Here is a 19,369-nt window from a genome sequence, read left to right as displayed (position 1 = left end):
GGTAACCTCACCTTCGGGAGGACGCAAGCATGGAACAGCCGCAAGGAAGCTATCCGCCGCCGGTCTACCGCCACGCGATGGAGCCTGAGCGCGAGCGCAGCCTGCGCACGCTCACGCACGTGCTGTACGCGCTGTATGCGGTCCACTGGCTGACCGGCGGGCTCACCATTCTGATCGCGATCATCATCAACTACATCAAGCGGCCGGACGTGGCGGGCACGCCGTACGAAGCGCACTTCGAATGGCAGATCCGCACGTTCTGGCTGGGCCTCGTCGGGTACGCGATCGGCGCGTTGCTGCTGCTCGTCGTGATCGGCATTCCGGTGCTGTGGGCCGTCAGCATATGGATGTTGTACCGTATTATCAAAGGCTGGCTGTATCTGTACGATAACAAGCCGTTCGCGAATCCGGCCAGTTGGGTCTGAACGCCAGCCGGTCCGAATGGGCGGGCCGGCTTTCGGGTCGAACTTCGGCGCATGCGGTTTCGCTCGCCTAAGTCATACCCCGTCAGGAATACGATGAGTCACGATCCGAACTGTCTTTTCTGCAAAATCGCCGCTGGCGAAATCCCGTCGACCAGGGTCCATGAAGACGAAGAGTTCGTCGCCTTCCGTGACATCCGTCCGGCGGCCGAAACGCATGTGCTGGTGATTCCCCGCAAGCACATTGCAACGCTGTCGAACTGCACCGAAAGCGACGCGCCTCTGCTTGGTAGAATGCTTGTCCTTGCCGCGCGCCTGGCCGAGCAATTGGGAGTCGCGTACAGCGGCGGCCAAACGGGCTTTCGAACGGTAATCAATACCGGGCCGGGCGGTGGTCAGGAGGTGTATCACCTGCACGCGCACATTCTCGCGGGACCGCGCCCGTGGCAACGCATGGGGTGAGCGTGGGTTCGCGTGTCATGCGCGCTGCGTCGCGAATGCACACCGCCGCGAGTTTTGGTCGAGGACAATAGCGCCGCCGTTGTTTTTTACCGCTGTGTAATAACGTCGACGCGATCGTCCAGCCACAATGGCAGCCGTGCAGACGACGGTCGCGACGCAAGCGAGGCGGGGCGAGCTGCGGTAACGTAGAGAGATATGGAGACGAAGCGCACGCGCTTCAGGTTATGCAAAATTGCCGCATCGAGATGCGGCGTCGGGGTTAAGGAGAGTAGTCATGGGTTCGTTGAGCATTTGGCATTGGTTGATCGTTCTGTTGATCGTCGCCCTCGTGTTCGGCACGAAGAAGCTGCGCAACATCGGCAGCGATCTGGGCGGCGCGGTGAAGGGCTTCAAGGAAGGCATGAAGGAAGCCGATTCGCCGTCGGCCGACGCGCAACAGCAGCGCGAGCTGCCGCGCAACGGCGCAGTGGACGTCGAAGCGAAAGAAAAGTCGCCGCAATCGGGCGACTACCGCTAAGCCGCGGCCCTCGAGCCGTTCCCGCGTTTCTGACGGACATTCCACTTCATGCTGGACCTCGGTCTAACCAAGATGGCGCTGATCGGCGTCGTCGCGCTGGTCGTCCTCGGGCCTGAGCGCCTGCCGCGCGTCGCCCGCACGGCCGGCGCGCTGTTCGGCCGCGCCCAGCGGTACATCAACGACGTGAAGGCCGAAGTCACGCGCGAAATCGAGCTCGACGAATTGCGGCGCATGAAGACCGAATTCGAGAAGGCCGCGAGCAATGTGGAAACGACGGTTCATGACAATCTGCGCAAGCACGAGAATGAACTGAACGAAGCATGGAATAGCGGTACGTCGGTGTCGCCGAGCATCGCCGGCGGGGCGCTCGAAGACGCCGCCGGCGGGGCCAGCGGCAGCACCGGCGCCACCTCCTGGCCGGTCACTACGCCAGCCGCCACACCCAAACGCAAGAACTGGCGCGTCCAGCAGAGCGCCATGCCCACGTGGTACAAGCGAGCGAGCCTGCGCCGCACGCGTGTGCAGTCGGGCGCCGCGCGCGTTGCGCGGCACACACCTGTCAACCTGCGTCGTCCGACGCGGTTTTTCTGATGTTCAGATCGACAATCTCTAACCGAGGGCCGGTGTGAGCGACCCCCAGCAATCCCAGAACGAAGGCGCTGAAGAGACCTTCATTTCCCACCTCGTCGAACTGCGTGACCGCATCATCCGTGCGGGGCTTGCCGTCATCGTCGTGTTCATCGGGCTCGTGTACTGGGCGCCGGACATCTTCAGACTGCTCGCGCGTCCGCTGATGATGAATCTGCCGAAGGACGGCAAGATGATCGTCACCGACGTCACCGGCTCGTTCTTCGTGCCGATGAAGGTGACGATGCTGGTCGCCTTCGTGATCGCGCTGCCGGTCGTGCTGTACCAGATCTGGGCGTTCGTCGCACCGGGGCTCTATCAGCACGAGAAGAAGCTGGTCGCGCCGCTCGTCGCGAGCAGCTATACGCTGTTTCTGTGCGGCATGGCGTTCGCGTACTTCGTCGTGTTTCCGACCATCTTCCGCGTGATGGCGCACTACAACGCGCCGCTCGGCGCGGAGATGACAACCGATATCGACAATTACCTGAGCTTCGTGCTGACGATGTTCATCGCGTTCGGCGTCACGTTCGAGGTGCCGATCATCGTCGTGCTGCTGGTGCGGATGAACGTGGTGACGCTGAAGAAGCTGAAGGAGATCCGGCCGTATGTGATCGTCGGCGCGTTCGTGGTGTCGGCTGTCGTGACGCCGCCGGACGTGTTTTCGCAGCTGATCCTCGCGGTTCCGCTGATTCTGCTGTACGAAGCAGGCATCGTCGCGGCGCGGTTGATCGTCGGCAAGCAGCCGGTAGTCGTCGAGGATGCGAGTCCGCCGTCGAGTTGAGGTGTCGCGAGTCGATGTCGTCGATCAAATGAAAAGGGCAGTCCATCGCGGACTGCCCTTTTTCGTTGCGTGGCGTCGCCGCCTTAGCGTCAACCGCCTTCGTCATCCGGCTGATCGCCGCCGTTTTCGTCTTGCGCCTGTTTCGGCGGCGGCGGGCGTTTGCCGATCATCACGTCGAGATCGATCTGATGACCCTTGCGCACCAGATGCACTTTCGCCGCCGTGCCCGGCTTGATCTGCGCGATCACGTTCAACAGGCGCGTGGTATCGGTGATTTCCTGGCCGTTCACGCTCGTCAGGATGTCGCCGGGCTTGATGCCCGCGCGGTCGGCCGGACCGCTCTTCAGCACGCCCGCGACGATTGCGCCTGACTTCTGATCGAGCCCGAACGATTCCGCGATTTCCGGTGTCACGTCCTGCGGTTCGACGCCGATCCAGCCGCGCGTGACCGTGCCGGTCGTGATGATGCTCTCGAGCACGCTGCGCGCGGTCGACACCGGAATCGCAAAACCGATGCCGAGCGAGCCGCCCGAGCGCGAGTAGATCGCGGTGTTGATACCGAGCAGATTGCCGTTCACGTCGACGAGTGCACCGCCCGAGTTACCGGGATTGATCGGCGCGTCGGTCTGGATGAAGTTTTCGAACGTATTGATGCCGAGGTGGTTGCGGCCCAGCGCGCTGACGATGCCCATCGTCACGGTCTGCCCGACGCCGAACGGATTGCCGATCGCGAGCACGACGTCGCCGACGCGGGTCTGGTCCATCCGGCCGAGCGTGATGGTGGGCAGATTGGTCATATTGACCTTGAGCACGGCCAGATCGGTTTCGGGGTCGATGCCGATGACCTTTGCGCTGGCGGTGCGGCCGTCGGCGAGCGCGACTTCGATCTGATCGGCGCCGTCGACGACGTGCTGGTTCGTTAGAATGTAACCTTCCGAACTCACTATCACGCCTGAGCCTAGATTCGAGGCAGGCTGCTCCTGCTGCTTGCGATTGTTCCTGTCGCCGAAGAAGTAGCGGAACAGCGGATCTTTGGCGCGCGGGTCGGGAGGCAGTGAGCCATCCTTGCTGGAGAACACGTTGACGACCGCGGGCATGGCCTTTTGCGCGGCGTCGGCGTAGGACGTTTCGGCATGGCCATGGCTGATGCCCGGCGCCACTTCCCGCAGCGCGACGATCGGTTCGGCGAGTTGTCTGCCGAATTGTCCTTGACGCTGCAGCCACTGCGGTTTGAGGGTCGCAATGATGAACATTAGCGCCAACAGCACCGTCACCGCTTGGGCAAATAACAGCCAGAAGCGTCTAAGCATCTGAAGACTAGAGGTCTATATGGATCGGATAGAACTTGAATTGTACTTGAACAATCTCCTTGAAACCGCGCGCTTCAAGGACTATTGCCCGAACGGATTGCAGGTCGAAGGACGCCGCCGGATCAACAAACTCGCGACCGGCGTGACCGCATCGGTGGCCTTTCTGGAGGCCGCGCTCGACTGGGGCGCGGACGCGGTGCTGGTCCATCACGGCTACTTCTGGCGCAACGAGGCTCCGCAGATCACCGGCCGCAAACATGCCCGATTGAAGCTACTGCTCGCCAACGACCTGAACCTGTTCGCCTACCATCTGCCGCTCGACGATCACCCCGAGTTCGGCAACAACGCGCAGATCGGCGAGAAGATGGGCTGGATCAGCGACGCGCGTTTCGGCGACAACGATCTCGGCTGGCTCGCCACGTTGCCGATGCCGATCACGCTGTCGCACCTGACCGCGGAAATCGAGCAGACGCTGGGCCACACGCCGCTCGTATTCGGCGATCCGGATATGGAGCTACGCCGCATCGGCTGGTGCACGGGCGCCGCGCAAGGCATGTTCGACGCGGCGATCGACGCGGGCGTCGACGTCTACGTGACCGGCGAGGTATCGGAGTCAGTGATGCATACGGCGGCGGAAAGCGGCGTCGCGTTTCTGGCTGCTGGCCACCACGCGACCGAACGCTTCGGTGTGCAGGCGGTGGGCAAGCATCTGTCCGAATCGTTCGATATCGAACACCTCTTTATCGATATCCCCAATCCCGTTTGAATTGCGAATTGCATTAGCAAAAGAAAAGGCATGAATACCGCAGAAGGCACTTAAAAGGAGGTGCGAAAAAGTTTGCGATCGGTACGGACAAACCCTGAGTTATCAAGGGCTTCGCACGGTTTTTGGCAATCGGCCCTTGTAAATGGCGACTCCATTCGAGCAAACTAGCGGCGGTAGAAGCGAGGTGAAGGAAAAATCCAACTCAGAAGTGGGGCGTGTGATGCGAGACAAAGAAGAGGAACGCGTCGATGGCAGCCGCCGTAACTGGCTGGTAGCGACGACCGTAGCAGGCGGCATAGGAGGAGTTGCCGTTGTCGTACCCTTTGTTAGTTCGTTTGCACCATCCGAAAAGGCCAAGGCAGCAGGTGCCCCGGTCGAAGTCGATATCAGTAGTCTGAAGCCCGGCGACATGATGACGGTCGCCTGGCGTGGCAAGCCGGTGTGGATCATCAACCGCACCGACCGCATGCTCGCCGATGTTCAAAAAGCCGATAGTCAGCTCGCGGACCCCCACTCGCTGAATCCGTTCTCGATGCCGCTGCCGGACTATTGCAACAACGAATTCCGTTCACGCGCCGAGAACAAGCATCTGCTGGTTGCCGTCGCCGTTTGCACGCATCTGGGCTGCACGCCGACGCCGCGCTTCCAGGAAGGCCCGCAGCCCAATCTCCCCGACGACTGGCCAGGTGGCTTCCTGTGCCCGTGTCACGGCTCGACCTACGACATGGCCGGCCGCGTCTTCAAGAACAAACCCGCTCCGCAGAACCTCGACATCCCGCGCTTCATGTTCACGTCGGCGACGGCCCTTGTGATCGGGAAGGACGAAAAAGGAGAAGCGTAATGGCGAGCGAACACGAAGTAGAGACGACCGGACTGGCTGGTTGGATCGACCAGCGCTTCCCGATGACTGCCACGTGGAAGAAGCACGTTTCCGAGTACTACGCGCCGAAGAACTTCAACTTCTGGTACTTCTTCGGTTCGCTTGCGTTGCTGGTGCTGGTCAACCAGATCGTCACCGGCATTTTCCTGACGATGAACTACAAGCCCGACGCGACGCTCGCGTTTTCGTCGGTCGAGTACATCATGCGCGAGGTGCCGTGGGGCTGGCTGATCCGCTACATGCACTCCACGGGCGCGTCGATGTTCTTCGTCGTCGTGTATCTGCACATGTTCCGCGGGCTCATGTACGGCTCGTACCGTAAGCCGCGCGAACTCGTGTGGATTTTCGGCTGCCTGATCTTCCTGTGCCTGATGGCCGAGGCATTCTTCGGCTACCTGCTGCCGTGGGGCCAGATGTCGTTCTGGGGCGCGCAGGTGATCGTGAACCTGTTCTCGGCGATCCCGTTCATCGGGCCGGATCTGTCGCTGTGGATCCGCGGCGACTACGTGGTCTCCGACGTCACGTTGAACCGCTTCTTCGCCTTCCACGTCATCGCAATTCCGTTGGTGCTGGTCGGCCTCGTGATCGCGCACCTGGTCGCGCTGCACGAAGTCGGCTCGAACAACCCGGACGGCATCGAGATCAAGGCGAAGAAAGGTCCGGATGGCGTGCCGCTCGACGGCATTCCGTTCCACCCGTACTACTCGGTGCACGACTTCATGGGCGTGGCGATCTTCCTGCTGATCTTCGCGGCGATCATCTTCTTCGCGCCGGAAATGGGCGGGTACTTCCTCGAAGCGAACAACTTCATTCCCGCGAACCCGCTGCAGACGCCGCCTGAAATTGCGCCGGTGTGGTACTTCACCGCTTTTTATGCGATGCTGCGCGCCACTACCGATCCATTCAAGATCGTGCTGATGATCGTCATCGCGCTGCTTGGGTTGCTCGCGCTGGTGCGCGCCCGCGGCAAGTGGAAGCTCGGTTTGCCGGTGCTCGCGGTGCTGGTGATCGTCGCGATGGCGTTCACCGAATCGAAGTTCTGGGGCGTCGTGGTGATGGGCACCGCGGTGATTTCGCTGTTCTTCCTGCCGTGGCTGGACCGCTCGCCCGTCAGGTCGATCCGCTACCGGCCGTTCCTCCACAAGGTATTTTTCGGGATCTTCGTGATCGCGTTCCTGACCCTCGGCTTCCTCGGCACTCGACCGCCATCACCGGCGTCGACGCTGATCGCCCAGATCTGCGCGCTGATCTACTTCGCGTTTTTCCTCGGGATGCCCTTCTGGACGCGGCTTGGCAAGTTCAAGCAGCCGCCGGAACGGGTGCGGTTCAAGCCTCACTAATCGCGAGCCAGGAGAACAGAAGATGAAAAAACTGCTTTCGATGTGCGCGCTGGTCGGCGCAACCGTGCTCGCACTGTTGGCCGCTCCGGTCCACGCGGACGAGAATTTCCCGCTCGACCGCGCGCCGGACAACACGAACAATTTCGCTTCTTTGCAGCGCGGCGCGCAATTGTTTGTAAACTACTGCCTGAATTGCCACAGCGCGAACCTGATGCGCTACAACCGCCTGACCGATCTCGGTATTACGCCGACTGAAATTCAGGCGAACCTGCTGTTCACCACCGACAAGGTCGGCAACACGATGACCGTGGCGATGCGCCCGGATGACGCGAAAGCGTGGTTCGGCGCGACGCCGCCGGATCTGTCGGTGGAGGCGCGGGCGCGCGGCACGGACTGGCTGTACACGTATCTGCGCAGTTTTTACCGCGACGATACGCGGCCAACCGGCTGGAACAATCTGGTGTACGAAAACGTGAGCATGCCTCACGTGCTGTGGCAGCTTCAGGGGCAGCGGGCGGCGAAATTCGGGGATGAAACCGACGAAAAAACCGGCGAAACGGTACACAAATTCCTCGGCTTCCAGCAACTGACTCCGGGGACGGTGTCGCCGGTAGATTATGATTCTGCTGTGGCCGACCTCGTGTCGTACCTGTCATGGATGTCCGAACCGACGCAGCAAACCCGCAAGCAACTTGGCGTGTGGGTGCTGTTGTTCCTCGGTATCCTGAGCTTTTTCGCCTGGCGACTGAACGCCGCGTACTGGAAACATATCAAATAATCACGCCGCTACACGGCGTGGGGCCGGCGCCAGGAAAGACCTGCTGAACGGTTTTTCCGCGCGCTGGCCCTTCAGCTTTTTGAGGAAACGTAAACATGATGGTTCTGTATTCCGGCACTACTTGCCCGTTCTCCCAGCGTTGCCGGCTGGTGTTGTTCGAAAAGGGCATGGACTTCGAGATCCGCGACGTCGACCTGTTCAACAAGCCGGAAGACATCGCCGTGATGAATCCGTACGGTCAGGTGCCGATTCTCGTCGAACGGGACCTGATTCTGTACGAATCGAACATCATCAACGAATACATCGACGAGCGCTTCCCGCACCCGCAGCTGATGCCGGCCGATCCGGTGCAGCGCGCGCGGGCCCGCCTGTTCCTGCTGAACTTCGAGAAAGAGCTGTTCGTCCACGTCGGCACGCTCGAAAACGAGAAGGGCAAGGCTGCTGAGAAGAATCACGAGAAGGCGCGCCTCGCGATCCGCGATCGCCTGACGCAGCTCGCGCCGATCTTCCTGAAGAACAAGTACATGCTCGGCGAAGAGTTTTCGATGCTCGACGTCGCGATCGCACCGCTCTTGTGGCGCCTCGACCACTACGGTATCGAGCTGTCGAAGAACGCCGCGCCGCTGATGAAGTACGCCGAGCGCATTTTCAGCCGCCCGGCCTATATCGAAGCGCTGACGCCGTCGGAAAAGGTGATGCGCCGTTGAGTTTGGCTTTGGCGCGCGGGCGCCGCATCGCTCTGATGCGCGCTCGCGCCCGCAAGAGGACTGTTGATGCAAGAGATTTCCACGAAGCCTTATCTGTTGCGCGCGCTCTACGAGTGGTGCACGGATAACGGCTACACACCGCACATCGCGGTCCGCGTCGACAATCAGACGCGCGTGCCGCGTCAGTTCGTGCGCGACAACGAGATCGTGTTGAACATCAGCTTCGAGGCGACCAGCCAGCTGCAGATGGGCAACGAGTGGATCGAGTTCAATGCGCGGTTTTCCGGCAAGTCGCACAAGATCGAAGTGCCGGTCGCCAATATTCTCGCGATCTACGCGCGCGAAAACGGCCAGGGCATGGCGTTCCCGGTCGAATCGGCGGGCGGTGAGGCGCAGGATTCGGGCGCGGATGCCGCGGACGAAGCCGACACGCCTACGGCCCCGCACGCTGTCGAGACCGCGCCGGCCGACCCGGCGCTGTCCACCGAGGCCGACGCCGACGACAAACCGCAGCCCGACGACGATGGCTCGAAAGGCGGCGGAAGGGCTCGCCTTAAGATCGTGAAATGAAGTAGAATCACGGCCTCATGCCGGCTTAGCTCATCAGGTAGAGCGCTTGACTTGTAATCATGAGGTGGCGGGTTCGAGTCCTGCAGCCGGCACCAGATTGCGTTATCAGCAGTAGCTGGAAATGCTGGAAAACCCCGTCGAAGCACACGCTTCGGCGGGGTTTTTCTTTTGTCGGCGTACGAACCGCCGAGCTAGATCGATTTGACCTCGCCGCCGTCCATCCGCAGCGTCGAGCCGGTCATCCAGCGTGCCGCGGGCGACACGACGAAAGCCATCAGCTCCGCGATTTCCTCGGCCGTGCCATAGCGTGAGATGCCTGCTTCGGCGGGAAACTTCGCGGTTGCCTCTTCGACGCTCATGCCATGCAACGGCGCCCAATGCTCGAGATACGAGCGGCGCCGGCCGGTCATCACCGCTCCGGGCAGCACGCTATTGACCTGTACGCCATCCGCGATGCCGCGATCTGAAAAGGCCTTGGCGAGCGCTACGATTGCCGCGTTGATCGTGCCGACCGCTGCATAAGGCGCTTTCGGGAACAGCGCCGAGTTGCCGGACATCAGCACGACCGACCCCGCGCTTGCCTTCAACGCGGGCCATGCCGCCACCGTTAACCGGCGCGCGCCATGCAGCTTAAGCGCCAGTCCTTGATCCCATTGCTGATCGGTCATCTCGAGGATGTCGATCTGCGGCACCGCGCCGGCGATGTTGAGCAACGCGTCGATCTTCCCGAACGCCGCCAGAGTGCGCGCGACGACTTGCCCAGCGGCATCGGGCTCCGACAGATCGAGATCGACGACGAGCGCTTTCGCGCCCGCCTGCTCGACGTGAGACGCCGTCTCGTCGAGGTTGGACCGATTGCGCGCAACCAGCACGATCGAATCAAAATCCCGCGCCAATCTGATGGCGGTGGCGCGTCCGATGCCTTGGCTCGCGCCGGTGACGATAGCAACTCTGCTCGACATTTCGCTTCTCCTGAAGGATAGGGGGCTGGGTTGGCAACGGCCGTGAAAATCACCAGGCGTTCCCGGAATCAACGGCCAAGAAACTCGCGGATCGCCGCCGCGATCTCGGCCGCATGCGTTTCAAGCGCGAAGTGGCCTGTATCGAGAAAACGCACCTGCGCATCAGGCAGATCACGCCTGAATGCCTCGGCGCCCGCCGGCAGAAAGAACGGATCGTTCTTCCCCCACACGGCCAGCAGCGGCGGTCGGTAGGTGCGGAAATACTCCTGAAACGCCGGGTAGAGCTCGACGTTGTGGCGATAGTCGCGGAACAGATCGAGCTGGACCTCGTCGGCGCCAGGGCGACGCAGGTAGAAGTCGTCGAGCGAGTAGCCGTCCGGCGATACCGATGCCGTGTCCGGCACGCCATGGGTGTACTGCCACACCGTTGTCTGATAGGCGAGCAGTGCCCGCAACGCTTCGCGATTGGCCGGCGACGCGTCCCGCCAGTAGGCGCGAATCGGGTTCCAGCCGTCGCTGAGCCCTTCTTCGTAGGCGTTGCCGTTCTGCGAGACGATCGCGGTGATCCGCTCGGGATGCTCGAGCGCCAGCCGGAAGCCAGTCGGCGCACCGTAGTCGAAAACATAGACGGCAAAGCGGTCAAAGCCGATCACCTCGGTAAATCGGCTGATCACTTCCGCCAGGTTGGCGAACGTGTAGGCAAAGTTCTCGCGCGCGGGCATGTCGGACTGCCCGAAGCCGGGCAGATCGGGCGCGACGACGTGAAAACGGTCGGCGAGCCGCGGGATCAGCTCGCGAAACATATGGCTCGAACTTGGAAAACCGTGCAGCAGCAGGAGCTTCGGGGCGTCCTCGCGGCCGGCGTGACGATAGAACACCTTGAAACCGTCGACGTCGGCATGGCGATAGGTGATTGCGGTCATGATGACTCTCCGTGCGAAAAGTGGCGGATGGTGGAGGTACATACGGACGCGTGACGTGGTAGCAGGGACCACGCAGGTTTCACGCGATGGCGAGGCTCAGCCGGCCGAGACCGCCTGCGCCGCCTCGACGATGACCTCGACGACGGCGTCGGGCGCGGTGACGCTCGGCGTGTGATCGACGTCGAACGTGTGGATGCGTGCGCCCATGCGCTGGGCGGTCGAACGCTGGGTGTCGGGCGCGATCATCCGATCCTGCGCGGCGATGAGGAACCAGCTCGGCAGGTCTTTCCACAGCGGCCGTCCAACGGGTTCACCGATGCACGCGGCCGCGATCGGACGCTGTATCGCGGCGAGCACGCTCGCTTCGCGCGCAGTCGCTTGATGCGCAAACGCACTGGCGAACGCGTCGCGTGGGAGCCAGACCAAGCCGTCGCGATCGGGCGCGAGGGTTGGCGCTTGCGGATGCGCTTCACCGCGGTAGAACACGTCGGCCACGGTTTCGCCTTCGTCGGGCGCCAACGCCGCGACGTACACCAACGCCTTCACGTTTGCGGCACGCACGGATCCGATCACCGCGCCCGCGTACGCATGCCCAACCAGCACGACGGGTCCCTCGATTCGCGCGAGCGAGCGCTCGAGCGCAGCCGTGTCGTCGCCGAGCGACGTCAGCGGCAAGGGCGCCGCGACCGCATCGATATGCCGGTCGGCGAGCCGCTCGATGACCCGGCTCCAACTCGACCCGTCTGCCCATGCGCCATGCACGAGTACTACGTTCACGTTGCGAAGAGACATCTTGTTGCTCCTTTGAGCGAAGAAAACGCTCGGTTCAGGCCCCGAAATGGAATGCAGCTGTTGTTTTGGTAACCTGCAAAATGCATTTATACAGGTTACTAATCGCGGATGTAACTTGTCAAGCGTCATTTAGATGGTTACGATTGAGCCGTCATCACCAGCTCCGTCACTTGAAAAATGGACTACCTCCAGATTCCCGCGCTGTTCTTGGCCGACGCACCGGGCCTCGATTTCCTGAACTCGGTGGCCACTCCCGTGGATGAGCAAATCGACTGGATCGTCGACGGTGTGGGCTTGCTGGACTGGCTGGAGCAGGCCGGTATGGTGCCGGCCGAGGCGCGCGCTGAAATGCGCGAGCGGTTTGCATCGGCTGAGCTCGACGTCATGGCGGCTCAGGCGCGCGAGCTGCGCGAGTGGTTCAGGCGCTTCGTCAACGCGAGGAAAGGGCGGCCGCTCACGGCCGCAGACTTAGGCGAACTCGAGCCATTGAATCGATTGCTCGAGATGGACGAACGATACGGCGCGCTCGTTCCCGGCGGGGATGCAGCATTCGAATTGCGCGAGCGACGCAGGTGGAAGTCCCCGGAATCGTTGCTGATGCCGATCGCGGAAGCCTTGGCGAGGCTTGTTTGCGACGAGGACTTCACGCAGGTGAAAGCGTGCGAAGGTCCGCGTTGCACGCTGCTGTTTGCCGACCACACGCGTGGACACGCGCGGCGCTGGTGCAGTATGGCGGTCTGTGGAAATCGTGCGAAAGTCGCGGCGCACCGCCAGCGGCGCAAGGACCAGCAGGACGCTTGATGCCTGTTGCCAGACCAGGCTGAGATTGCAACCGCATCGCGCGCGGACCGACACGGCATCAGGTTTCGGTTCACCGATGAGGCGCATGCCTCGTTCCATCCCACCGAAACCAGTCACCGTAACTCGGCGACAATCCCAAACCCCGTGAAGCCAATGGCTTTGCGGGGTTTTTTTATCGTGCGGAGCGAGTCCCTCGGTACGCCGCGCGATAGCGGCGGCCACACCATTCATTACGAAAACTTTTCGCGCAAGTTATCGTATGTCTTACATCATGCAATGCGTGAGGGAAAACGCGTATACCCTGTATTTGCGGGCTAAAACGAAAATTCAGGTTGCAAAATGCGACTGTTTGGCGACTTTCCTGCTAACGTAAACGCCGGCAGTTTGTACGTCGTCTTACAAGATGACATTAAGAATATCCGCGCGCGCAATTCGCGGCGTGCGCGTCCAACCACAAAGCAACAGGAGACGATGGTTTTATGACCAGGAACGTGGAAGATTCACAGAACGACGTGCAGCAGCAGCGTCCGCAATCGCCGGCTCGGCGCAGCTTTCTCGCGTTCGCGGGCGTCACGGCTGGCGCAGGGCTGATCGCCGGTCTGCCCGGCTGCGGCGGCTCGACCAACGCGCCTGCCGCTAGCGGCGGCACCACGGGCGCCACCACGACGCCGCCCACCACTGCGGCGGCCGATCCGATCTGGGGCCCGAGCGGCGAAGCCACCACGATCATCAACAAGCTCGCCGGCATCACGACGTCGATGTTCCCGTCGGTCGATTTCAAGGTGGCCACCTATGGCGCGCAACCGCTGCCCGCAGCGGCGCTGATCCAGTCGACCGCATGGCCGGGCGGCCTGATTCCGTGGGTCACGGGCGGCAGCGAGCAGACTGCCTATCCGAGCAACGACCTGCAGAGCCCCGGTTCGAACATCATGGTGCCGTGCGACTACACGGACACCGCATACGACGCGTGCGCCGCGTTCAATGCCGCGATCCGCGCCGCGAATCAGGCGGGCGGCGGCCGCGTGGTCGTACCGGCCGGCAACTGGTATTGCGGCGGCCCGATCGTGTTGCTCAGCAACGTGAATTTCCACCTGACTTCGGGCTGCACGATCTATTTCAGCCCGAACCCCGCCGACTACGCAAAGAACGGTCCGTACCCGACGGCAAACGGCAACCTCTACTGGACGCGCTGGCAGGCCAACGACTGCCTGAACTTCGGCTCGCCGATCTACGCGTATCAGCAGAAGAACATCGCCGTGACCGCCGACGACAACACCTGCGTGCTGAACGGTCAGGCAATGACGCCGATGCAGCTGAGCACCCAGACGCCGACCTCATGCTGGTGGACCTACAAGGGTTCGAGCAACACGTACGGCTCGACCAGTTCGACGACGACCACGCAGGCCTACGCAAACGCGAACAACGTCGCGCTGACGAGCCTGCCGGCGTCGCAGGTCACGAATCCGAAGGCGAACGTGTCGTTCACGAACCAGGACGGCGTGACGACGACGCTGCTGACGCTGCTGACGGCAACGGGCTGGAATCAGGACCAGAACTACCTGCCGGCGCTGTCCGAACTCGGCGTGCCGGTTCTGAACCGCGTGTTCGGCAATGGCCACTACCTGCGTCCGTGCATGGTCGAGTTCATCGGCTGCACCAACGTGCTGCTGCAGAACTACCACACGCAGAACACGCCGTTCTGGCAGCACCACCCGACCGGCAGTTCGAACGTCGTGATCGACGGGGTGTTCGCCGATAGTATCGGCCCGAACAACGACGGCTTCGACCCGGATGCGTGCAACACGGTCCTCGTGCAGAACGTCCAGTTCAACACCGGCGACGACTGTATCGCGATCAAGTCGGGCAAGTGCCTCGACACCGAATACGGCCCGATGCAGAACATCGTCGTGCAGAACTGCACGATGCAAAGCGGCCACGGCGGTCTGACGATCGGCAGCGAAATGAGCGCGGGCGTGCAAAACGTCTACGCTCGCAACCTGACGATGCAGAACGAGAACTGGGCAAGCAACCCGCTCAATATCGCGCTGCGCTTCAAGACCAACATGAACCGCGGCGGCTTCATCAACAACGTGTGGATCAACGGCGTGACCCTGCCGAACGGCGTGAACCTCGCCGGCAAGTTCGGCGGCGGCGCGCTGGGCGCGGCCTATCCGGGCTCGGTCCCCGGCACGGGCACGGTCGGCACGGTAACCAATCCGTCGACGGGTCAGGGCGGTCTGATCACGTTCGACTGCGATTACAGCGCGTCGGGCGATGCGGTGCGCTGGAATCCGGCGACGATCAACAACGTCAACATCTCGAACGTGAACGCGACCGACGTGTCGGGCAGCGTCAAGTACGCGATGACGTCGGGCTACACGGCCGGTACGAACTCGTGCTTCCAGGCAATCGTGGCGCAGGGCCCGATGGCGGCCGACTACAACGGTCCGCTGCCGGTGCCGACGGTCTCGCCGATCACCGGCGTGACGATCTCGAACTGCAACCTGGGTCACCCGGTTTGCGTGGGCCCGGCTTCGTCGACCGTGGCGGGACCGATGTTCGTGGTCAACACGAACGGCATCACGCTGAACAACGTGGTGGTCGCGGGTACTACGTACAACTCTGTGCTGACCGGCTGATCGGCTGACCGGCTGACCGGCTGACCGGCTGACCGGCTGACCGGCTGACCGGCTGACCGGCTGACCGGCTGACCGGCTGACCGGCTGATCGGGCGTCGGCGCCGGCGGAGCCTGGTTCCGTTGGCGCTGATGGCTGAACGTTTTACCGCAGCAAGCATGCCTCGTTATGAGCGCCGTCCGATTGGACGGCGCTCTTTTTTTGCTTTTGGCCGCTGCCGAAAAGGGGCTCCCGATGGCGTGAGGTGAGGCACTCTTTGGCTCAAAGATCACGATATCTCTTTCACCTTGTCTATAGTGGACGATGTGGTCCATATTTGGCGTGCGTAAACTCAGCTCATCGTCATCACCGAGTCATGTGCGCCACGAAGGCTCGCGATGGCGTAAGGTGAGTTGTCTTATGGATCAAAAAATCACAATATCTCTTTCACCTTGTCGACAATGGACATCTTGGTCCATGTTTAGCGTGAGTAAACTCAGCTCACCATCATCACCGATCCATGTAGCATCGACGAATACTCGCGATACCACAAGGTGAGCCGCTCGATGGCTCAAAAATCACGATATCTACTTCACCTTGTCTATCGCGGACTTTTAAGTCTATATCTGGCGCACGTAAACTCAGCTCACCACCACCACCGAGCAATGTCACGCCGCGAACGCTCGCGATGGCATGAGGTGAGCCGTCGAATGGCTCAAAAATCACGATATCTATTTCACCTTGTCTATGGTGGACTTTTTAGTCTATGCCGGGCGCGCGTAAACTCAGCTCGCCACCCTCATCGAAGCGTGCCGCGCCGTGAATCCGCACGGCGCCGGTACGGTACTATTCGGGCGTCGCCCGGGATGGCGGGTAGCCGCCGGACATTCCGGTCCGCTGCCGCGGTCCACGTCGCCGGCGACGTCACATCGACTCCATTGCACCATGACCAGCCCAGCAACTCTCTCCTGGCCCGAAGCCGACGGCCCGCGCACCGCACGCTGGCGTTCCGAAGCGGCCGTGCCGCCGCCGAAGCGCGTCGTCGTCGCCGACGATCGCACCACCGCCGATTCGGCCTACCGCCTGGCCTGTGAAGGCACCGCGCTGCTGTGGCACGGCGACTTCCAGAACGCGCGCCAACTACTGCAGGCGGTCACACGCCGGCTCGAACGCAAGCCGCGCAAGCACGGAGCGACGCCGCTCGACGCGTTCAACCTGCATCGGCAGGCGCAGTCGCAGCGCGCGCGCACGCTCGGCATGATCCTGATTCCGCTGGATGCCGACTACGCCATTCCGCTGCGCCGCGCGCCCGACGTGCGGCAGGCCTGCATCGAAGCGTATGGACCCGCGACCGGCGACACGTCGGTCGTGTCGTTGCGCGAGTTGCTCGGGTTGATCGGCGCGCACGAATGGCGCAAGAAGGGTGTCGAGATTGCGGCGCTCGGCGAGCGCATCCATCCGCACTATGGCGTGTTCTCACCGGTGCGCGGCGAGTATGTCGATCTGGTCGCGCGCACGGCGCTGCCATCGCTGGAGCTTGCGTTCGATATCGGCACCGGTACGGGCGTGCTGGCCGCGCTGCTGGCCAAGCGAGGCGTGCGGAAGATCGTCGCGACGGATCAGGATCAGCGCGCGCTTGCGTGTGCTCGTGAAAATCTCGCGCGTCTGGGCTGCGTCGAGCAGGTCGAGATCGTGCAGACCGATCTGTTTCCCGACGGCCGGGCGCCGCTCGTCGTCTGCAATCCGCCGTGGGTGCCGGCGCGGCCCGCGTCGCCGCTCGAATACGCGGTCTACGATCCGGACAGCCGCATGTTGCTCGGCTTCCTGAACGGCCTCGCGGATCATCTGACGCCAGGCGGCGAAGGCTGGCTGATCATTTCGGATTTCGCCGAGCACCTCGGGCTGCGCACGCGCGAGTGGCTGCTGGCGGCGATCGAGCACGCGGGGCTCACCGTCGTGGGACGCGAGGACATTCGTCCGCGGCATCCGAAGGCCAGCGATCAGAACGATCCGCTGTATGCCGCGCGAGCGGCCGAACTCACGTCGTTGTGGCGACTCAAGGTGCGGTGAGCGCGACTGCGCGCGTCACGCCGACGTGCCGCGCGCTTCCAGATACGCGCATACGCCCTGGCCAGCCACCAGCCCGCTGGCAAAACAGGCGGTCAGCAGATAACCGCCGGTCGGTGCTTCCCAATCGAGCATTTCGCCCGCGCAGAATGCGCCGGGCATCCGGTCGATCATCAGATGCGCGTCCAGCGCCTCGAACGGGATGCCGCCCGCTGTGCTGATCGCTTCGTCGATCGGTCGCGCACGCAGCAGTCGCACCGGGAGTGCCTTGATCGCGTGGGCGAGGCCGCGCGCGTCGGCGAATGCTTCTTTCGACAGAATCTCGTGCAATAGCGCCAGCTTGACGCCGCCGATCCCGATCCGCCCATGCAGATGACTTGCGATCGAGCGTGAGCCGCGCGGCCGTGTCACTTCTTCGACGACCCGCTCGAGCGCCAAGCCTGGCGCGAGATCCAGCGAGATCGTGAGCTCGCCGTCGGCGACAATCCGCTCGCGGATCGGCGCCGACAAGGCGTAAATCAGGCTCCCTTCGAGGCCCGTTTCGGTCAAAAGTATTTCACCTTGTCGATTGTGGACTTTTCCGTCTACATCGGTGAGCGAGATCGCGACCGGCTTGATCGGCTGACCGGCGAAACGCTCGCGCAGATACGGGCTCCAGTCCGCGTCGAAGCCGCAGTTCGCCGGCCGCAGCGGCGTTACCGGCACGTCGCGCGACGTCATCAGGGGCACCCATGCGGCATCGGAGCCGAGCCGCGGCCAACTGGCGCCGCCGAGCGCGAACACGACCGCGTCGCAGCTAACCGTCTGCTCACCGTCGGGCGTGTCGAAGCGCAGCGCGTGCGCGGCGCCGGCTTCGGACGTGGGTGCCCAGCCTCTCCACTTGTGACGCATATGGAACTGCACGCCCGCTTCGCGCAGCCGATGCAGCCACGCGCGCAGCATCGGCGCGGCCTTCATGTCCGACGGGAACACGCGCCCCGAACTGCCGACGAACGTCTCGACGCCCAATTCGGCGAGCCATGCGCGCAGTGCGTCGGGCCCGAACGTGTCGAGCAATGGCGCGATGCGCTCGCGACGCGCGCCGTAGCGGTCGAGAAAAGGCTCGAGGGCTTCCGAATGCGTGATGTTCATGCCGCCTTTGCCTGCCATCAGGAATTTGCGTCCAACCGACGGCATCGCGTCATACACGTGCACTTGCACGCCGCGCCGGGCAAGCGTTTCGGCGGCCATCAGGCCGGCGGGGCCGCCGCCGATCACGGCGACGCGGGCGGAATCGAGCGAGGATGGCATGCGGTTCAGCGGATCAGGGGGAGAACAGGCGGTGCGCCGCGGCGACCGGGCGGACGGGCGGCGCGAAGGGCGCTATTGTCACACCGCGCGCGGTGGCCGGCAAACGACGTCGAACGCTGTCGAACACTGCTGAACACAGCGCGGTGCAGGCCAGCAGGGGGAGCCCCGGTTCAGCTGGCCGATGCGATCGCCGCAGACCGGAAAATACTCGATTCAGTCTTTCTCCCGGCCGTTGCGCATTGCGTTCACCGCTTGGCTCGCGCCGCACGCGACCTATACTTTCAAATATCTTCCATCGGACGCCGTTCGCGTCGTTCCGCGCGTCAATCCCCAATCACGTCACTTTCGACGCAGCCGCTGCGGCGCGCTTCCCTGCCGCACGCCGGTCGCCGACGCGCATCGTGCGTTGAATCGGTGGAAGGGTCGTTCGTCTGAATAAAGGAGGTTGCCATGGCCCGCAAATATATCGACTGTCGCGAGTTTCCGAGCGAAACGAACTGCACTGTCGCGCTATCCGCCGACAGCGACAGCGAACTGCTCGAAGCCGCGGTCCAGCATGCCGTCAGCGTTCACAAGCACACGGATTCGCCAGAGCTGCGCGCGCAACTGAAGACGCTATTTCACGACGGCACGCCACCCGCGGAGGCGCCGCGCGCTTGACACAACCGTGGAGGGGGAGAGCGGAGGCCTGCTTCGCGAGCGGCATCGAGCCACCCGCGCGCGATCGTGTTGCAGCAGTATTGGCGTGACACGAGAAA

At 62.7% G+C, this 19,369-nt stretch carries 20 protein-coding genes and 1 tRNA gene; 16 read left to right on the top strand and 5 right to left on the bottom strand.

The window, feature by feature from the left end:
- Positions 1-29: 29 nt before the first annotated feature.
- The 5 genes from L0U84_RS17950 to tatC all read left to right on the top strand — a co-directional run bounded on the left by L0U84_RS17950 (position 30) and on the right by tatC (position 2,809).
- Positions 30-425 carry a DUF4870 family protein gene (locus L0U84_RS17950; protein WP_233851516.1) on the top strand — a complete coding sequence of 132 codons (396 nt, stop codon included), beginning with the start codon at positions 30-32 and terminating at the stop codon, positions 423-425.
- Positions 426-518: 93 nt separating this feature from the next.
- Positions 519-884, top strand: coding sequence for a histidine triad nucleotide-binding protein (locus tag L0U84_RS17945; RefSeq protein ID WP_233851515.1), 366 nt, complete (start codon positions 519-521; stop codon positions 882-884).
- Between the two features lie 274 nt (positions 885-1,158).
- Complete coding sequence (gene tatA, locus L0U84_RS17940) at positions 1,159-1,401, top strand: Sec-independent protein translocase subunit TatA (RefSeq protein ID WP_233851514.1); 243 nt, start codon at positions 1,159-1,161, stop codon at positions 1,399-1,401.
- Positions 1,402-1,449: 48 nt separating this feature from the next.
- Complete coding sequence (gene tatB / locus L0U84_RS17935) at positions 1,450-1,992, top strand: Sec-independent protein translocase protein TatB (protein WP_233851513.1); 543 nt, start codon at positions 1,450-1,452, stop codon at positions 1,990-1,992.
- Positions 1,993-2,026: 34 nt separating this feature from the next.
- Positions 2,027-2,809, top strand: a complete 783-nt coding sequence (gene tatC, locus L0U84_RS17930; RefSeq protein WP_129958972.1) for a twin-arginine translocase subunit TatC — start codon at positions 2,027-2,029, stop codon at positions 2,807-2,809.
- An 89-nt stretch (positions 2,810-2,898) separates the two neighbouring features.
- Here tatC and L0U84_RS17925 read toward each other — a convergent pair whose 3' ends face one another.
- Positions 2,899-4,119, bottom strand: a complete 1,221-nt coding sequence (locus L0U84_RS17925) for a Do family serine endopeptidase (protein ID WP_233851512.1) — start codon at positions 4,117-4,119, stop codon at positions 2,899-2,901.
- Positions 4,120-4,138: 19 nt separating this feature from the next.
- On the opposite strand from L0U84_RS17925, the gene L0U84_RS17920 reads away from it, so the two are divergent.
- From L0U84_RS17920 to L0U84_RS17890, 7 genes are all read left to right on the top strand, one after another.
- Positions 4,139-4,885, top strand: a complete 747-nt coding sequence (locus L0U84_RS17920; protein ID WP_129958974.1) for a Nif3-like dinuclear metal center hexameric protein — start codon at positions 4,139-4,141, stop codon at positions 4,883-4,885.
- A 220-nt stretch (positions 4,886-5,105) separates the two neighbouring features.
- Positions 5,106-5,726 (top strand): ubiquinol-cytochrome c reductase iron-sulfur subunit, encoded by a 621-nt coding sequence (petA, locus tag L0U84_RS17915; RefSeq protein WP_062128460.1) that lies wholly within the window; start codon positions 5,106-5,108, stop codon positions 5,724-5,726.
- Positions 5,726-7,105, top strand: a complete 1,380-nt coding sequence (locus L0U84_RS17910) for a cytochrome b (RefSeq protein WP_233851511.1) — start codon at positions 5,726-5,728, stop codon at positions 7,103-7,105. Before petA ends, L0U84_RS17910 begins: the two co-directional genes overlap by 1 nt.
- Before the next feature lie 22 nt (positions 7,106-7,127).
- Positions 7,128-7,883: a cytochrome c1 gene (locus L0U84_RS17905; RefSeq protein ID WP_129958976.1), complete on the top strand. Its 756-nt coding sequence runs from the start codon at positions 7,128-7,130 to the stop codon at positions 7,881-7,883.
- A gap of 95 nt (positions 7,884-7,978) precedes the next feature.
- Positions 7,979-8,590 carry a glutathione S-transferase N-terminal domain-containing protein gene (locus L0U84_RS17900; protein ID WP_006052302.1) on the top strand — a complete coding sequence of 204 codons (612 nt, stop codon included), beginning with the start codon at positions 7,979-7,981 and terminating at the stop codon, positions 8,588-8,590.
- A gap of 66 nt (positions 8,591-8,656) precedes the next feature.
- Positions 8,657-9,160 carry a ClpXP protease specificity-enhancing factor gene (locus L0U84_RS17895; protein WP_233851510.1) on the top strand — a complete coding sequence of 168 codons (504 nt, stop codon included), beginning with the start codon at positions 8,657-8,659 and terminating at the stop codon, positions 9,158-9,160.
- 19 nt (positions 9,161-9,179) lie between these two features.
- Positions 9,180-9,255 (top strand) — tRNA-Thr (locus L0U84_RS17890).
- Positions 9,256-9,351: 96 nt separating this feature from the next.
- Here the strand turns inward: L0U84_RS17890 and L0U84_RS17885 are convergent.
- The 3 genes from L0U84_RS17885 to L0U84_RS17875 all read right to left on the bottom strand — a co-directional run bounded on the left by L0U84_RS17885 (position 9,352) and on the right by L0U84_RS17875 (position 11,837).
- The gene (locus L0U84_RS17885; protein WP_233851509.1) at positions 9,352-10,122 is read right to left on the bottom strand and encodes an SDR family oxidoreductase; all 771 of its coding nucleotides are present in this window, start codon (positions 10,120-10,122) and stop codon (positions 9,352-9,354) included.
- Positions 10,123-10,190: 68 nt separating this feature from the next.
- Positions 10,191-11,045, bottom strand: coding sequence for an alpha/beta fold hydrolase (locus L0U84_RS17880; RefSeq protein ID WP_233851508.1), 855 nt, complete (start codon positions 11,043-11,045; stop codon positions 10,191-10,193).
- Positions 11,046-11,141: 96 nt separating this feature from the next.
- Complete coding sequence (locus tag L0U84_RS17875) at positions 11,142-11,837, bottom strand: alpha/beta fold hydrolase (protein WP_233851506.1); 696 nt, start codon at positions 11,835-11,837, stop codon at positions 11,142-11,144.
- A 177-nt stretch (positions 11,838-12,014) separates the two neighbouring features.
- Between L0U84_RS17875 and L0U84_RS17870 the strand changes: the two genes are divergently transcribed.
- The 3 genes from L0U84_RS17870 (at position 12,015) to L0U84_RS17860 (ending at position 17,324) form a co-directional block, all read left to right on the top strand.
- On the top strand, positions 12,015-12,638 hold the full coding sequence (locus tag L0U84_RS17870; RefSeq protein ID WP_233851505.1) for a CGNR zinc finger domain-containing protein: 624 nt from the start codon (positions 12,015-12,017) through the stop codon (positions 12,636-12,638).
- A gap of 479 nt (positions 12,639-13,117) precedes the next feature.
- A complete protein-coding gene (locus tag L0U84_RS17865) occupies positions 13,118-15,277 on the top strand; it encodes a glycoside hydrolase family 28 protein (protein ID WP_233851504.1) in 2,160 nt (719 codons plus the stop codon).
- Positions 15,278-16,199: 922 nt separating this feature from the next.
- Positions 16,200-17,324, top strand: coding sequence for a methyltransferase (locus L0U84_RS17860; RefSeq protein WP_233851503.1), 1,125 nt, complete (start codon positions 16,200-16,202; stop codon positions 17,322-17,324).
- 15 nt (positions 17,325-17,339) lie between these two features.
- Here the strand turns inward: L0U84_RS17860 and L0U84_RS17855 are convergent, their stop codons facing one another.
- Positions 17,340-18,611 (bottom strand): TIGR03862 family flavoprotein, encoded by a 1,272-nt coding sequence (locus L0U84_RS17855; RefSeq protein WP_233851502.1) that lies wholly within the window; start codon positions 18,609-18,611, stop codon positions 17,340-17,342.
- Between the two features lie 450 nt (positions 18,612-19,061).
- Here L0U84_RS17855 and L0U84_RS17850 point away from each other — a divergent pair, with 450 nt between their 5' ends.
- Complete coding sequence (locus tag L0U84_RS17850; RefSeq protein ID WP_233851501.1) at positions 19,062-19,271, top strand: DUF1059 domain-containing protein; 210 nt, start codon at positions 19,062-19,064, stop codon at positions 19,269-19,271.
- The last annotated feature ends 98 nt before the right edge of the window (positions 19,272-19,369 follow it).

The sequence above is a fragment of the Paraburkholderia sp. HD33-4 genome (assembly GCF_021390635.1).
Classification (GTDB): Bacteria; Pseudomonadota; Gammaproteobacteria; order Burkholderiales; family Burkholderiaceae; genus Paraburkholderia.
Note: the sequence above shows the minus strand (reverse complement) of the source record. Positions and strands in the feature narration are given on the sequence as shown.